Raw genomic sequence first — 16,496 nt, 5'->3', positions numbered from 1 at the left:
ATGTCGGTTTTTGAGGGTTTGTCAGGAAAGCTCCAAGAAACAATGAAAAAATTTCGTGGGCAGGGCAGAGTATCCGAAAAAGATGTTAAAGAAATGATGAGAGAGATAAAGCTTGCTTTGCTCGAGGCTGACGTAAATTTTAAAGTAGTTAAGGATTTTATTAACAAGATATCTGAGAGGGCAGTAGGACAGGATGTTTTAGAAAGTCTAACCCCAGGACAGCAGGTAGTTAAAATAGTTCATGAAGAACTTATTGAGTTGTTAGGCAGGGAGCAGAGCAAGGTTACATTTTCCTCAAAGCCTCCAACAGTATTATTAATGGTAGGGTTACAGGGTTCTGGTAAAACAACTACTTCAGGAAAGCTGGCAAGCCTGTTAAGAAAACAGGGTAAGTCACCGCTTTTAGTAGCTTGCGATGTTTATAGACCAGCTGCTATCAAACAGCTTCAGGTTGTTGGCGGACAGTTAAATATTCCGGTATTTACAATAGAAAACAATACAAATCCAGTTGAAATAGCAACAGAAGCAGTTAAGTTTGCTAATTTTAAACAACATGATTTAGTTATAATAGATACTGCCGGAAGACTTCATATTGATGAAAAACTGATGGATGAACTGCTCAATATAAAGAAAGCAGTTAATCCTCATGAAATATTGTTAGTTGTTGATTCTATGACTGGACAAGATGCTGTTAATGTATCACAAAGCTTCAATGAAAAGCTAGGCATTGACGGAGTAGTTCTGACAAAGCTTGATGGTGATACAAGAGGTGGAGCAGCTCTTTCTGTTAAGACTGTTACAGGCAAGCCTATTAAATTTATAGGTGTGGGTGAAAAACTCAATGAAATTGAACCGTTTTTCCCAGATAGAATGGCATCACGTATACTTGGTATGGGTGATGTATTAAGCCTTATAGAAAAAGCACAGGATGCATTTGATGAAAAACAGGCTCTTGAACTGGAAAAGAAAATGCGTACTATGCAGTTTACATTGGAAGACTTTTTGGAGCAAATGCAGCAAATTAAGAAAATGGGTTCTATTGGCGATATACTTGGAATGATGCCTGGCATTGATTCAAAGGCTCTCAAGGAAATTAATCAAGAAGAGAGCGAAAAAAATATGGCTCGTACTGAGGCTATTATTAGATCAATGACAAAAAAAGAACGTAATGACCCTTCTATAATTAATGCAAGCAGGAAAAAGAGAATTTCTGCTGGAAGTGGTACAACTGTTCAAGAGGTCAATGCTCTTCTCAAGCAGTTTGAAGAGATGAGAAAAATGATGAAAATGATGACCGATATGGGTAAACGAAGTAAAAAAGGCGGATTAGGAAGGTTTAGATTACCTTTTTAATATATATAAGTAATTGGAGATAAGCCTCAGCTAGTTTATAATGGCATGTAACTTAATCTCCTGTTTAAAATGTATAAGCGCAACTAACTTCTGTCTATGCAGATGCTTGACTAAAGGCTAGTTTTCTTATATTCCTTTAAAGGAGGTGAAAATAAATGGCAGTTAAGATACGTTTAAAAAGAATGGGTGCTACTAAAAAACCTTTTTATAGAGTAGTAGTTGCTGATTCAAGATATCCTAGAGATGGTAGATTTATCGATGAGATAGGTACTTACAATCCTTTGGTAAATCCAGTTGACTTCAAAGTTGATGCAGAAAAAGCTCAAAAATGGATTAAGAATGGTGCACAACCTACTGATACAGTTAAGTCACTTCTTAAGAAGTCTGGTATTATACAATAATATCAATGTATTGATGCTCATTTTCTGAAGTGCAACTACTTGCGGTTAACAGAAGAAAACCTGATACAGTTGCAATAACGTGTACCTTTACAAAGTAGAGGTTCTCCACCTATAGAAATAATATATTATGCTACAGATGGATGTGGATTGCCCACAATAGTATCATAATTTTTTGTGCCGATAATCGGCGTGGAGGTTAGGATGAAAGAATTGCTTGAAAACATTGCAAAAGCCCTTGTGGATTATCCAGAAGAAGTTTTTGTAAATGAAATTCAAAATGAAAAGTCAATTATTCTTGAGCTTAAAGTTTCTAAGGATGATATGGGAAAAGTAATTGGTAAGCAGGGCAGAATTGCCAAAGCTATCAGAACTGTTGTCAAGGCTGCAGCAGTTAAGGACAACAGAAGAGTAGTTGTAGATATCGTACAATAAGAAAAGGGGGCTAATGCCCCTTTACTTATATGGAGAGGCTCTATTTTAGAGTAAAGATAGGTGATTTTAGTGTTAGAATATTTAATAGTAGGACAATTAGTAAACACTCATGGCGTAAAAGGAGAGCTTAAGGCTATTCCCATGACTGATGACCCCAATAGATTTCTTGAACTAGAGTGGGTTTTTATTGATAAAAATGGTAAACTTGAAAAGTATAATATTTCTGGTGTTAAGTTTTTTAAACAATTTGTAATACTAAAGCTTGAAGGTGTCGACACTATGAATGACGCAGAAAAGCTTAAGGGCTTTTATATGAAAGTTGACAGAGCTAATGCTGTTAAGCTTCCAAAGGGTTCATTCTTTATTGCAGATATTATTGGCCTTAAGGTTTATGATGAAAATAATGTGCTTTTAGGGCAGCTAACAGATGTATTACAAACTGGTAGCAATGATGTATATGTTGTAAAGCATGATAATGGTAAGGAAATACTTATACCAGCATTAAAAAGTGTTGTAAAAGAAATTTCTTTAGATGATAAAAGAATTTCAGTAATTCTACCGAAAGGACTGCTGGATTAATGAAATTTGATGTTCTTACACTGTTTCCAGAACTATTTAATATAGTAATGAGAGAAAGCATCATTGGTAGGGCTCAGGAAAATGGCATTATAAAAGTAAATGCTATAAATATAAGAGATTATTCAAAAGACAAACATAAGAAAGTTGATGATTATCCTTTTGGTGGCGGTACAGGAATGGTTATGACATGTCAGCCAGTTATTGATGCCTACAATGATATAACTAAGGATATGACAGTTAAACCAAAAGTTATATATATGAGTCCTCAAGGCAGGGTTTTGAATCAAAAAATTGCAAAGGAATTGTCAACAGAAGAGCATTTAATATTGTTATGTGGTCACTATGAGGGCATAGATGAAAGAATTATTGAAGAGATTGTCGATGAGGAAATTTCTATTGGTGATTATGTTTTAACAGGTGGAGAATTGCCAGCTATGGTACTCATTGATTGCGTAAGCAGATTAGTACAGGGAGTTTTAGCCAGTGAAAACTCATATAGTGAGGAATCGCATTTTAATGGATTGCTTGAGTATCCTCAGTATACAAGACCTGCCGATTATAATGGAAAAAAAGTTCCTGACATACTGTTATCAGGACATCATGCTAATATAGAAAAATGGAGAACACAACAATCCATAGAAAGAACAAAACAAAAAAGACCAGATATGTATGAAGTATATGAGAGAACTCACAAAAAAAATTTATAGAATACTTTACATTTTTGAATTTGTTGTGCTATAATATTCTTTGTGTGTAATACGGATGGTCCTCTGCACTATTGTTGCACGAACATCTAGGAGAGGGAGGAGGAATAAAGATGGATATAATAAAGTCTATTGAAAGTGAACAAATAAGATCTGATATCCCCAAATTGGAAATTGGTGATTACATCAAAGTTCATGCAAAGATCATAGAAGGAAATAGGGAAAGAATACAGGTATTCGAAGGAACTGTTATTTCTAAAAAAGGTTCTGGCTTAAAGGAAACTTTTACAGTAAGAAGAGTATCTTATGGTGTTGGTGTTGAAAGAATTTTCCCAGTTAATTCACCAAGAATTGATCATATTGAACTAGTTAGAAAAGGTGTTGTTAGAAGAGCTAAACTATACTATCTACGTGATAGAGTTGGTAAAGCTGCTAAGATTAAAGAAAGATTATAATCTTGAAATAAAAAAACCTAGAGGCATTACCGTCTCTAGGTTTTTTTAACTAAAATTTAACTAGAACTTATATATTATTCTCCCCATATGGTTGGTGATATTAATATTGAAGGGGTACACATAAATTAGCAAAAAGTAGTTCTTAAACAATTGATTTTTTAAGCATTTGATAAAGAAATTTTCCTTCAACACTAAGTGGTTTCATAGATATATTAAGATTTTCGATGAAGGTACATAGCTAGATATTATATTAAATATTTCTAAAAATTATTAGTAAAAATTGATTAGTTTTATAAATAATAGTATAATTCATATTATGTAGATTAAATTGTATAGGATAGTTATTGTTTATAAAAAATAAAATGAGGTGATATGTTGATGGAAAACAGAAATAATGAGAATGGAAATGATGAAAATTTAGATATTGATATCAATAATATAGGTAATGAAAATAAAAATGATACTAATATCAATGATATTGACAATAATAATCAAGATGGTACTACTGACAATGATATTCAAAAACATATTGACAGTAGTATTTCAAATGAATCGGAGATAAGCGAAGCTGATCAAAATGATGAAAATACTACAGACAATATAGATAATAAAGAAACTATAGTTAAAAAGAAAAACTCAATAGGACGAGAGATTTTTGAATGGGTAATGGTTATTGTTGCAGCACTTGTTATATCAATGTTTATAAAAGCATTTATATTTTCAACCTATAAGGTAAATATGGTATCAATGGAGAATACTCTTTTCGAAGGTCATAATGTAATTGTTTATAAGACAGGCTATTTCTTCAATGAACCTGACCATGGAGATATAATAGTATTTATGCATGAAGAGGGCAAGATTAAGAACTTCTTTAAATATTTACCTATTAGAAACCCTGGAGAGGTAGATTATATAAAGAGAGTAATAGGTTTACCTGGCGATCAGATTGACATACGAGAAGATGGTTTTGTGTATCGTAAATCAGAAGGAGATAGTGATTTTGTAAAGTTAGAAGAACCATATGTAAAAAGCCTTACTGATACAAAAGGTATGCAGTTGCCATTTACAGTACCCGAGGGGCAGTTGTTTGTAATGGGTGATAATAGACAACAAAGTCTAGATTCAAGACAAATTGGAACAATAGACATGGACACAGTTATTGGTAAAGCAGTATTACGTATTTGGCCATTATCAGAGTTTGGCGGATTGTATGATTAAGAGTTTTTAATGTCATTTTATTTTAAACTGATTTATTGACTAATTAAGAGTTCTTTGGAAGGTAGAAAGCACAAACTCCTACCAACCTAAGAACTCTGTTATTTATCAATAAAAGATGGTGCCAAGGTTTATACAAATAATTGTGCAATTGAACAGATAGAATTTGCAGAAAGCAAAGCATCTTCAGCAGAACAGCAGGATACTGCATCAAGTTATGATCATTATATTAATTATTATATAGAAAGGAATATATTGATGTATTTTATTTTAAATACGTCATACAAGAAATTATGAATATACAATGGTTTCCAGGACACATGGCAAAAACAAGGAGGCTTATTGCTGAAAATTTAAAGCTTGTTGATGTTATTATTGAATTACTTGACGCAAGAATACCCTATAGCAGCAGAAATCCAGAAATTGATTCTTTAGTTAATAATAAACCAAGACTTGTAGCTTTTAATAAATCAGACTTAGCCGATGATAAGATTTCAAGTCAATGGATACAATGGTATGCTGAACAAGGCATTAAGTGTATTTTGATTAATTCAATCACTGGAAAAGGTCTAAATGATGTAAAGACTAGAGCAAGGGAATTAGTGTCTGAGAAAATTGAACGAGACAGGGCTAAAGGGAAAATATTTACTCCTGTAAGAACAATGGTCGTAGGCATTCCTAATGTAGGTAAGTCTTCATTTATAAATAAAATTGTAGGAAAAGCTACAGCTTTAACAGGAGACAGACCAGGGGTAACACGAGGAAAGCAGTGGATTAGGATAAACTCTGAAATAGAACTTTTAGATACTCCCGGTATTCTTTGGCCAAAGTTTGAAGACCAAGAGGTTGGAATGAACCTCGCTTTTACAGGTGCTATTAAAGATGATATTATGGATACAGCAGAGGTGGCAATGGAGTTGCTTTATAGGCTTTCTAAGCTGTACCCAAAGGAACTATGCGCTAGATTTAAGCTTGAACCTGATTTAATCAAAAATATTGAGCCGTTGGAACTATTAGAAACAGTCGGGCGAAAGAGAGGCTGCCTCATATCTAAAGGACAGATAGATTATTCCAGAATATCTGCAATAGTTTTAGATGAATTCAGAGGTGGAAAGATTGGAAGAATAACTCTTGAAAAACCAAATGAAAGAGTTGAAAAAATTCAACAATAATTAAAATAGGTATTTTCTTATTCGATTGTAAAAATGGTCGATTTTTGCAATAGCCCATACTTTGAAGTGTCCTGAGGAACTTAAATTATCATGTTTCTCTGGACATTATCATACATTAAAACATTATGGTCAATAGGTGTTAAATACCCGATTGCACCAGTTATTATTGTATAACCCGTTTCATATTTTCCTACATAGGATGATACCAGTTTTTGAGATAAATAAATTATGGTACCATTTTTGATATACTATACTTTTATGGACAAATCTGTTATTATGAAAAGAGTCGTCAATTTCCTTTTTTGAGTCACTATCAACTACATTAATAAAACATTTACTTGTTTTATATCTGATATATTTTTATGTTCTACAACGTTTTTTATAAAAGTGTTTTCAGTAATAAAGTATTTGTTATTACCTTTACCTTCACTAAAATAGGAGTTTAATAAATCATCTATGCCTTTTTTATTTGCAGGATTAAGGATTTATATGTAGTTTTCATTGTTAATATTTCTGCTTTTGATAGTTCTACATTTAATATTGTTCCTCCAGTATAAATACAGGTATTATTTTCAATTAATTGGTAAGTATCCTTCTGAATAAATAATAACAGTATATCCTTTTTGATACTTCCATGTATTTGGGAAAAGGACTTTGCGGTATATTAATTATATTATCAGTTTCTGTTAGTTAATAATTATTGCTCAAATCAGGCATTACCACAAATAATTTTAATTTTTTTCTTTTGCTTCAATATCTATTAAATTAAAAGTCAGATCGATTTTATTTTCTTATTTATAAAAAATACTTAATAAATTAGAAAAAAATACCGATACAGGATTGTAAAATTTAATAATAATGGTAAAATATAGGGCAAACGTTTTGTTTCATTTGAGAAAATTGAGTAATTCAGTGCAAGAAGAGTAAGTATTTTATGTATATTTCGATGTTATTTAGTAAGTGGGAAAGGAAGTGAAACGACGAGTATTTACACCTAACAACTAAATTGGAATAGCATAAAATATTTGATTTCTTATTAAATATATTATTTATTAAATATATTATCTTTAGGAGGCGTGTAAAAACATGAGAAAAAAATTAGCTTTGATAGTAACCATTGCATTATTGCTTAGTTCATTTTCCACATATGCATCAGAAATAGACACTAAGAATTTTATTAGTGCAGGGGACATAAAGAATCTAAAAACAATCAATGCTATTGATGAACAGAATTCCTTGGTAAAGGTTGACGAAAGTATAGGCGATTTCAATGTAGAAACTCATTTCGAGGTAGACAAAACTCAAAAATCACTTAAAATACCAAAGTTAAGTGATGATAAAGAAATTAAAAATGCAAAAAATAAAATAAATTCCTCTAAATCTTTACTGTCGAATAACGAAAGTGAGGAATATTCAAAATCTAACTCAACAGGTAGCGGTTTATATCTTTTAGATGATAATCCAAGAGCAATAGTTAATGAAACGTTAACTGAAGAAAAATATATGGACTTCTATTTCTTTACAGTAACTAAAGATACATTTATGGTTGCTCGTTTAGACTCAAATAATTCATACTATAAAGCAGATCTCTATATTATTGATTATGAAACAGGAAATGCAATACTAACTAATATAAGTAGTTATGCAAATAATATTATTGCATTAAATGGTCTGCCACAAGGCGACTATGCATTAGCAATATACTCGATGGATAATGTTGGTGCTTCTTATTCCTTAAAGATAAATGCTACAAATCCATATGGTGGCTATAATAGTATTATAAAAATAACACAAGACTTACAACAATTTGTTTTGAAGTACAATGATAATTCTATCTATGCAAATGGTGTATATGTCTGCAATACAAGCCCATCTGCAGTTAACTCACACTTAGATTGGGAAAGAGATTATTTTTTTAGTTATGGTGGAAATTATTCAAATAGAGACCTAAGTATTAGTAGTGTAAAGATAAAAAATGTTGTTGGGCCGGTTACCTATTCTTCCTCATATGCATCATCACAGAATGTCATGCTAATCTACTTGGATATAGGTACGTTATATACATACTTTGAATCACAGTTCCAATCAGTACCACATTACTACTATAGTTCTTTTGTTGATGTCTTGGGAAAAACTACTCCTAGAAGGTTAGATGCAGATGATTTTAATTATGGTGACCATATTTTGGCGTTTGACTTAAATACAGGAAGGTCAATAGACTTCTATAGTGTTTTAAATTACTATTATGCAGCAGGCATTGAAAGTTTACCTACAATAACTTTTATTCAATAGGTTACCAAAGGTTCAATAAACTGAGAATTAGGAGGCAAATGGTATGAGCTATTCTGTGAATCTATTTTTTCAAGGTGCATATCATACTCGGATTGCTAAGAATTCAGAAAATTTAGTAGAAAATAAATGTGCTACTGAAAGATGCAACCAAATAGTTAAAGAGATGTATAAAGAAGAAAATTATAAGGGTGTTGCTGTTACGATATCTGAGGAAGGACTAAACTTATTAACTAGTGAAGATGGTAAAAAAAAGATGCTTAGAGATGTAGAAGAACTGTTTACTAAAAATGCCACAGTTCTAGAAGCAGACCCTAATGATATCTTTTCTTTAAAAGCTAATGATCAATGGTTAATATTTAGTGAATTTTTATATAATAATGGGTTCTATGATTCCTTATCAAATACAGAAGTAAAAGAAATTGAGAGCCTTCTAATTAAAATAACAAATGGCTTAGATAGCTTATGCCAAACAGGCATTGATTTATATGGAGAAAGCCATGAGCAATTGAGTTCCAGTGAAGCGTATTTGGAATTGGAGTCTTCAACAAGTGCATTACAGTATTTTTGCGATAAATTTGTGGCAAGTGATAAAAAGGATGACTTTCGCGAGTTGATAAGTAAATATTATGAGCATAACTGCAAAGTGATTCAAGGATATTCTTCTATAGAAGAAAATTTTAATAAAGGATATAATAAACTGCCAAGTGAAGCAAAAGTACGTTTGGAAAAAGGCAGATCCATGTTCCCTGAAGCCTTACGGAATGAGCAGGCAGCTAAAGAATTAGCAATCAGAAATATATTTGGAGGCATTACACATTCCTCTGCAGAAATTGAGGCTCAAAATAAGTTGATATCAAGTTTATTTTCAAGTATGAATAAAAATAATATAGATATAGTTATTCAACAAATAAAAAATAGTTTTATAGATTTTACTACAAGTAATAGTAAAAATGATGATGTGATTACATTTGTAAGAAATAAATCAGAACACACTTTTGCAAATATTACTAAATATTGGTCGGATTTATTCAAATATTGAGTCTGTGAAGTTTTTCTGTAAATAACTTTCTATAATATTAAAATTAAAGGTATGGAGGCCAAAAGAGTGGCTTTCATACCTTCTTTATAATATAAGCAAAAATTTGAACTGCAACTTGTAAGCGCAAAAACATATATATTTTTATTATCTTAAATCCTAAATATTATTATTTCTTTTGTGATTTTTTAAATATCTACTTGCTTTTGCATTTCAGCTAATACCTTTTGCATTCCAGCGTTTTAAAGCTGAAATGGACTGTTGAAATTCAACAATAGATTATATATTATACTAGTCAATATCGTTATAATGTAGTAAAGTATATTTAGTAATAAAGTCAATTACTTTCGGCTAAAAATTAGGTGCTATGGGCCGATAGATTAAGTAACAAATTCAAATCAAACTGCATTTAAAATGGCTTGAACCGTAAATTATAATATGTCAATTCATATAGGTTGGAATTCCACATGTAAAAGGAAGTGGTTTGGATAAAAGTTACTTTACCAGCTTGTATAGCATTATTTTATAAAATTAAACTTGAGGTATGTAATGGCTAAATTAACATTAAAACAGATAAAAGAAGAAATTCAGAATAAATCAATTCAAGAAACTATAGATTATCTCTTACAGCTTCAGTCATGTGGATCAACAGTAGGAAAGCTTTTAGAGAAATATTACAAGATTCAGGAAAAGCATAATAAAGAAATAGAACGTCTGCAAAACATGCTTACTTTTGAAAACAGAGCAAGGCAAGAAGGTTTTAGCTTTATAGCTGGTGTGGATGAAGCAGGCAGAGGTCCATTAGCTGGTCCTGTGGTTGCTGCTGCTGTAATTCTTCCAGAAGGCTTACTTATTGAAGGCATTAATGATTCCAAAAAACTCAGTGAAGCTAAAAGAGAAGCCTTATATGATGTGATTTTAGAGAAGGCTGATTCTTATGGTATTGCTGCTGTTGACGAAAAAAGTATTGATGAAATTAATATATTAAATGCTACAAAAAAAGCAATGACTGAAGCTATAAGTCAGCTAAAGCCTGCACCAGACTGTATTCTTTTAGATGCAGTTCAGCTTGAGAACGTAGCTGCAAAACAAGTTCCTATTATAAAGGGCGATAGCCTAAGCATGAATATTGCTGCCGCATCAATACTGGCAAAGGTTACAAGGGATAGAATAATAAAGGAGTATGATTCGAAATATCCAGAGTATGGCTTTGCTGTGCATAAGGGATATGGTACACCACAGCACATTTCTGCTATAAAGAAATTGGGACTTTGTCCGATACATAGAGTAAGCTTTATAAATAAAGCCTGGCTTTGTCAATAAATTATATCAAAATGAAATATTTTATACTGAAATTTTAAGTCCATTCAAAGAATGATGAAAAATAATTTGGAGGTGTCAAAGTGAGAGTTGATGGATTGGTTCCTGCAGTAGGAATTATACAAAATACTGGTGGAGATATATTAAGTAAACTAAAACCAGGTGATAATGTAAGAGCACAAGTTCTTGAAAATTCAGGCAGCGAACTTAGTTTGAAGCTTTCAGATGGCTCAACGGTACTAGCCAGTGCCATGACTCCTGTTGATGCTTCAGAAGGTGAGTATGTTAATTTTGTATTTCGGGGTATTGTTGATGGAAAGCCTGCACTAGAGGTTACCAATCGTAATATACAGCCACAAGTCGATTCTGCACTTGAGAATATAAAAAATACCTTAAAGGGATTGAATTTACCTGTTACAGATAAAAATATTGAACTTGCTCAAGCTTTGCAGAAGCAAAATTTGCCTGTTAATGCTGAAAATATGTCAAAAGCCATGAGTTTGCTGAGTAATAATACACAATTAAAGGCTAATTCCGCTGCTTTCTTAACAGCAGCAAATATGTCTGATAATCAAAGCATTGAAAAGCTGCAAAATCTTTTAGCTGGAAGACTTAAGATCAGTAATGATATTGGTGATTTACTTAAGCTTATAAATAGTGACGGAAAAAATTCTGCAAATACTGTAAACCAAAATATAGTTAATGATATTCTTGGAAAATTAACTGCAGAAATGGCAGCTAAGAATCAGATAAATAATAATATATCAAGTAATAGTACAGCAGCATCACTTAATGAAGTTGCAAATGCAGTTAAAACAATGAGTTCTAATTCTTCTTCTATGACAGCTAATAATGCAGCTGTAACGGCTAATGGAAGTAGTTCTGCATCTGGTGCGGAAGTTACCAATAATGTAAATACTGCAGCTGATAGAATCCAAAATGCTTCTGATAATGCAAAAACTGCTGTGAATAATGCTGCTAATAATAGCAAAGCAGAAAGCAATATATCTAATAATCTACAAGGCAATACTGCTATAAATAACAATACAGCAAATTTAAAAGAAGCATTAAATAGTACAAAAGGCATAGACAACAACGTAAATGGGGCTGCAGAAGGGAAAGCAGCTATACAGCAATCTGATAATTCTTTGAATATTAATAATAAAGGCAGTATAAGTCATATTGAGCAGCAAATCAGTAATTTACTAAAAGGCGGAGAATCCCTTGGCAAAGGAGATTTGACAGCTTTGAACCAACTTAACTCAAGGCTTGAGTCTCTTATAAACAGTGGACAATTGTCTGCAGAAGAATTGTCAGCCTCAAAGCAAATTGCCAAGGAAATAAATTCTGCTATTTTCAGAATTCAAGGCGGTGACACTGCTTTTGACCAATTAAGTATGGAGGCAAAGAGCATAAAAAGCTTTGAAGAAACTGTAAATAAGCTTCAGAATCTATTTATTAAAATTGATCAGAGCAGTGATGAAATAAATCCTGTTAAGCTTTATAAAAGTATGGATGATGCAATTCAAGCAATAAAAACTAGTATTTTGCAGTTGCCTGCGTCTATGCAGCAAACAGCTACGAATATAGTAGGGAATTTAGAAAGCAATATAAATTTCATTAATCAACTTAATAATTACAGTTCATATGTGCAAATTCCATTGAGTATATTTAATCAGAACACTACAGGTGAACTTTACATGTTAAAAAGAGGTTCTAAATCCAAAAAACTTGATGCCTCCAATATGACAGTGCTAATATCCTTAGACAGCAATAATATTGGGAGGATTGATACTTTGCTAAGTGTTGACAAAAAAAATATAAGCACAAATTTCAGAGTAGAGAATAGTGAGGTTTTTGATGTTTTAAAGGAACACCATAAAATGCTATACACTAGTTTATTAGAAAAGGGATTTAGACTTGTTGATTTTACTTATAGATTGTTAGAGGAACCATTGAGTATTGTAAATTTTGAAGAAGAAGCCAAAAAGGAATTCATAAAAAATCCAAATAATATTGATGTACTGATTTAGATGTATTAGAAGTATTGATTTAACTGAAAAGAAGGAGCGTAAGATATGCCACAGGAGAAAAAGAATATTAAAAAGGAAATTAAACAGGCTACAGCCTTGCAATATTCTCCTGAGACAGATGCTGCACCAAGAATAATTGCTACGGGAAAAGGCATTGTAGCTGAGAAAATTATTGAAAAAGCTCAAGAGAAAGATATTCCAATATATAAAGACAGTAATTTAGCTAAAACATTATCTGCATTGGGTATTGGAAGTGAAATTCCACCTGAGATATATGAGGTTGTTGCTGAAATATTAATATTTATTGGCAGTGTCGATAAAAGCTATGGAGATAGATATGGCAAATAAAAATACCCGTGCCATTGGTACTGAGGGTGAACAAAAAGCAGTTGAATTTCTTGAAGAAAATGGCTATACAATTCTAAAATTAAATTATAGGGTTGGACGAATTGGTGAAATAGATATAATTGCACAAGATGGTGAATATATTTGTTTTATAGAGGTTAAAACCAGAAAATCTTATAGTTTTGGAGTTCCAAGAGAATCTGTCACATTCAAAAAGCAAGAGAAGATTAAGCTTCTTGCATCGATATATTTAACTAACACTGGTAATATAGATAAACCCATTCGGTTTGATATTGTAGAAATCCTAATGAAAAATAATAACGATGCAAATGAAATGAATACAATTAACCTTATAAAAAATGCATTTTGATAATATTACAAACTTTTCCGCATAATAATATACGATAATTAAGCTTATCAATGATTTATTTAAACAACTTAAAATTATTGTTTAACTTTTACATTGTACTTGGGAGTCACTTTAGTTTTTGTGCTGATGTGGGTAGTTATATTTAAAAAAATATTATATAATTTTTGTGCAAAATTTGGAGTGGAGGTTTATTAAATGATAATAGTAGATGCACATTGTGATACAATTACAACCATTATGGATACTGGTGAACAGCTTTGTGAAAATAAAGGACATATAGATTTGAAGAGACTTAAAGAATATGATAGTTTTGTTCAGTTCTTTGCAGCATTTATTTCACCTAATCATGCTAAAATGGGAGCATTGTGTCGTGCAATTGATATAATTGACAGATTATACAGAGAAATAGAAATCAATAAAGATGATATCTCGTTATGTCGTAATTACGACGATATATTAGCAGCAACTAAAGCTAATAAAATTGCTGCAATTCTTACTATTGAAGGCGGAGATGCTTTAGAAGGAAGCCTATCAGCATTGCGTATGTTATATGAATTGGGAGTAAGAGCAATAACATTGACTTGGAATTATCGAAACCAGATAGCTGATGGAGTAGCTGATGCAATCACAGGTGGCGGACTTACACCCTTTGGCAAAGATGTTGTAGCCGAAATGAACAGACTTGGTATGATGGTAGATGTATCACACTTATCTGAAGCTGGTTTTTGGGATGTTATAAACTGCAGTACAGCTCCCATAATTGCATCCCATTCTAATGCTAAGAAAATTTGCAATCATAGAAGAAATCTTACAGATGAGCAGCTTTTGGCGTTAAAGAAAAATGGTGGTGTTACAGGAATAAACTTGTGCCCTGATTTTATTTGCAGTGACACAAAGGCTTCAATGAAACATGTAATTGAGCATATAGAATATATTGTAGCGCTAACAGGGGAAGATACAATAGGATTAGGTGCAGATTATGATGGAATAGATGCTACACCTGAAGGTTTAGAAGGGGTACAGTGTATTAATAACCTGCTAAATGAATTATTAAAGCTAAATTATAGTGAGGCTTTAGTTAATAAGATTGCTGGACAGAACTTCTTGAGAGTTATAAAGAGGGTATTAACCAATTAATACCCAGCATTTGTTTTCATCCGGTGTTTTATAATTAAAGAAGCCCGAATCCTTACGCTTATAGATTTTTCCGTTATATTGTACAATATCGTATATTCTATATTGGTGTTGCAACTCTTTTTCATAACTCCAAAGAGGGTAATCACTAATATTAAATGATTTAGCAGTTATTGTTCCTGATATTGGGGGCAGTGTTTTTGTGTATACAGCCATTGAGTCTGATAGCATAGAGGTCATAATACAAATGATAATGACCAATGGAAATAGTATTTTTTTCATGTATTGAACCTCCGTAAATAATTAACTATTATGTATTAACAAATATCTTTAATTAATTATCTTATTCAACTTTACCACCTCAAAAATCTATCGGTGTTAAAGCTTATCAATGGCTTGTTGACGAAATAATTGCATGAATTAGTAATGGTTTATCTTAAGTATTTTAGCCGTCGCACACATTCACCATCCATGGTTCATAGCGTGCTAAAACCGACATCGTGTCGGTTTTTCGGCAAAAATACTTGCAACTCACCATCTAATTCATGCAATTATTTCTAATCCAACTTTCCATTGATAATGGTTTAACACCTACGATTTTTCAACTAGGAAAGATGAATTATCTTATCTGTCTAAGTTTTACTGACGCATCAGCAAAAGCCAGAAGTATTCTACCTGTAAACTTAGCTTAAACTAAATTAGCAAAATGAGATATATTACCGTATTTTGCTAATTATTTTATGAACATTGCAGGTAAGTTCTAAGTACTACCTTACTGGTATTCCCGTACAAACTTATCTAAATGGGTTACTCACAAATTCAATCAAATATCTTAACCAAGTAACCCATTTATCTAAGCTGTATTGGTGTGTATCAAATAAACAATAATACATAATAATTAATCTTATTTGTGCAAGCACTGAGTACCTGTAATAGTAACGCTAATTGCTGTTGCGTTTTTGTTTTCAGCATTTAAAGTATCAATATTATTGCTATTAGAATTTTTCCATTCAGCTATAAGTTTGTACTTCTGTGCTGCTTTTGAATTAGCTGTGAATGCTTTTTCTACATCAAAGGACATTTGACCGTTTTTAATAACTGTAGTACCAACTTGATTGTTATTTTCATCGTATATGCTCACGTTCAGTCCATCAATTGGCTGTTTGTCTGCTTCTGCAGCTACATTTAATGAAATTGTCATATCAGTATCAACTGCATTAACTGTGCCATCGGCATTAAAGTTAACAACTTCAAAATTCCATTCAGTTTTTTCAGACGGTGCTAATTCAATGTCAGGGAAATAAGTTTCATTATTTCCAATATAAAAAGACTTAGCAGCTACACTTCCTGTAATTGGTGAAAGTGTTTTTGTATAAGTTGCAAAAGTTCCTGCTGTCATTGAAGTAGCAATAGTTAATATTAGAGCTCCAATAATAATATGTTTTTTCATATAATCCTCCTATACCCACTTTGGGCGTACAATAATAAAATTGATAATAAATAATCCTTGCAGAAATACATGGACATCTTAATTCATGGAAATTCCATGAAAATAGTAATGCTATTTTGTATTAAGTAAAAATTTAGATTACTAGTCACTGCTTATCTAAAAGCAGTGGTCTAATTGGTTTGAACAAAATTGAGTCTTTTTCATA

The 16,496-nt window shown here is 31.9% G+C and carries 17 protein-coding genes; 15 read left to right on the top strand and 2 right to left on the bottom strand.

The window, feature by feature from the left end; genetic code table 11:
- The 15 genes from ffh (at window position 1) to EHE19_RS10395 (ending at window position 14,844) form a co-directional block, all read left to right on the top strand.
- Window positions 1-1,353 (top strand): signal recognition particle protein, encoded by a 1,353-nt coding sequence (ffh, locus tag EHE19_RS10465; protein ID WP_137695986.1) that lies wholly within the window; start codon window positions 1-3, stop codon window positions 1,351-1,353.
- Between the two features lie 155 nt (window positions 1,354-1,508).
- Complete coding sequence (rpsP, locus tag EHE19_RS10460; protein ID WP_137695987.1) at window positions 1,509-1,754, top strand: 30S ribosomal protein S16; 246 nt, start codon at window positions 1,509-1,511, stop codon at window positions 1,752-1,754.
- Window positions 1,755-1,955: 201 nt separating this feature from the next.
- The gene (locus tag EHE19_RS10455; protein ID WP_137695988.1) at window positions 1,956-2,186 is read left to right on the top strand and encodes a KH domain-containing protein; all 231 of its coding nucleotides are present in this window, start codon (window positions 1,956-1,958) and stop codon (window positions 2,184-2,186) included.
- A 69-nt stretch (window positions 2,187-2,255) separates the two neighbouring features.
- Complete coding sequence (gene rimM, locus EHE19_RS10450) at window positions 2,256-2,765, top strand: ribosome maturation factor RimM (RefSeq protein ID WP_137695989.1); 510 nt, start codon at window positions 2,256-2,258, stop codon at window positions 2,763-2,765.
- Window positions 2,765-3,472 carry a tRNA (guanosine(37)-N1)-methyltransferase TrmD gene (gene trmD / locus EHE19_RS10445; protein ID WP_137695990.1) on the top strand — a complete coding sequence of 236 codons (708 nt, stop codon included), beginning with the start codon at window positions 2,765-2,767 and terminating at the stop codon, window positions 3,470-3,472. Before rimM ends, trmD begins: the two co-directional genes overlap by 1 nt.
- A gap of 110 nt (window positions 3,473-3,582) precedes the next feature.
- Entirely contained in the window at window positions 3,583-3,924 is a 342-nt protein-coding gene (gene rplS / locus EHE19_RS10440) for a 50S ribosomal protein L19 (RefSeq protein WP_137695991.1), read from the top strand.
- A gap of 378 nt (window positions 3,925-4,302) precedes the next feature.
- Entirely contained in the window at window positions 4,303-5,142 is an 840-nt protein-coding gene (lepB, locus tag EHE19_RS10435; RefSeq protein WP_137695992.1) for a signal peptidase I, read from the top strand.
- Window positions 5,143-5,432: 290 nt separating this feature from the next.
- Window positions 5,433-6,311: a ribosome biogenesis GTPase YlqF gene (gene ylqF / locus EHE19_RS10430; RefSeq protein WP_137695993.1), complete on the top strand. Its 879-nt coding sequence runs from the start codon at window positions 5,433-5,435 to the stop codon at window positions 6,309-6,311.
- 1,086 nt (window positions 6,312-7,397) lie between these two features.
- A complete protein-coding gene (locus tag EHE19_RS10425) occupies window positions 7,398-8,603 on the top strand; it encodes a hypothetical protein (RefSeq protein ID WP_137695994.1) in 1,206 nt (401 codons plus the stop codon).
- Window positions 8,604-8,646: 43 nt separating this feature from the next.
- The gene (locus tag EHE19_RS10420) at window positions 8,647-9,642 is read left to right on the top strand and encodes a hypothetical protein (protein WP_137695995.1); all 996 of its coding nucleotides are present in this window, start codon (window positions 8,647-8,649) and stop codon (window positions 9,640-9,642) included.
- A gap of 546 nt (window positions 9,643-10,188) precedes the next feature.
- Window positions 10,189-10,962, top strand: coding sequence for a ribonuclease HII (locus EHE19_RS10415; protein ID WP_137695996.1), 774 nt, complete (start codon window positions 10,189-10,191; stop codon window positions 10,960-10,962).
- Window positions 10,963-11,042: 80 nt separating this feature from the next.
- A complete protein-coding gene (gene fliK, locus EHE19_RS10410; protein WP_137695997.1) occupies window positions 11,043-12,992 on the top strand; it encodes a flagellar hook-length control protein FliK in 1,950 nt (649 codons plus the stop codon).
- Between the two features lie 45 nt (window positions 12,993-13,037).
- The gene (locus EHE19_RS10405; RefSeq protein ID WP_137695998.1) at window positions 13,038-13,340 is read left to right on the top strand and encodes an EscU/YscU/HrcU family type III secretion system export apparatus switch protein; all 303 of its coding nucleotides are present in this window, start codon (window positions 13,038-13,040) and stop codon (window positions 13,338-13,340) included.
- A complete protein-coding gene (locus EHE19_RS10400) occupies window positions 13,330-13,707 on the top strand; it encodes a YraN family protein (RefSeq protein WP_137695999.1) in 378 nt (125 codons plus the stop codon). The genes EHE19_RS10405 and EHE19_RS10400 overlap by 11 nt, the downstream gene beginning before the upstream one ends.
- A gap of 195 nt (window positions 13,708-13,902) precedes the next feature.
- Entirely contained in the window at window positions 13,903-14,844 is a 942-nt protein-coding gene (locus EHE19_RS10395; RefSeq protein WP_137696000.1) for a dipeptidase, read from the top strand.
- Here the strand turns inward: EHE19_RS10395 and EHE19_RS10390 are convergent.
- Both EHE19_RS10390 and EHE19_RS10385 read right to left on the bottom strand, forming a co-directional pair.
- Entirely contained in the window at window positions 14,833-15,123 is a 291-nt protein-coding gene (locus EHE19_RS10390; protein ID WP_137696001.1) for a hypothetical protein, read from the bottom strand. The genes EHE19_RS10395 and EHE19_RS10390 overlap by 12 nt on opposite strands.
- 622 nt (window positions 15,124-15,745) lie before the next feature.
- Entirely contained in the window at window positions 15,746-16,291 is a 546-nt protein-coding gene (locus tag EHE19_RS10385) for a hypothetical protein (RefSeq protein ID WP_137696002.1), read from the bottom strand.
- Window positions 16,292-16,496: the final 205 nt, after the last annotated feature.

The organism is Ruminiclostridium herbifermentans, from assembly GCF_005473905.2.
In the GTDB taxonomy this organism is placed as follows: Bacteria; Bacillota; Clostridia; order Acetivibrionales; family DSM-1351; genus Ruminiclostridium; species Ruminiclostridium herbifermentans.
The sequence above is the reverse complement of the archived record's forward strand: the minus strand, read 5'-3'. Positions and strand labels throughout refer to the sequence as shown.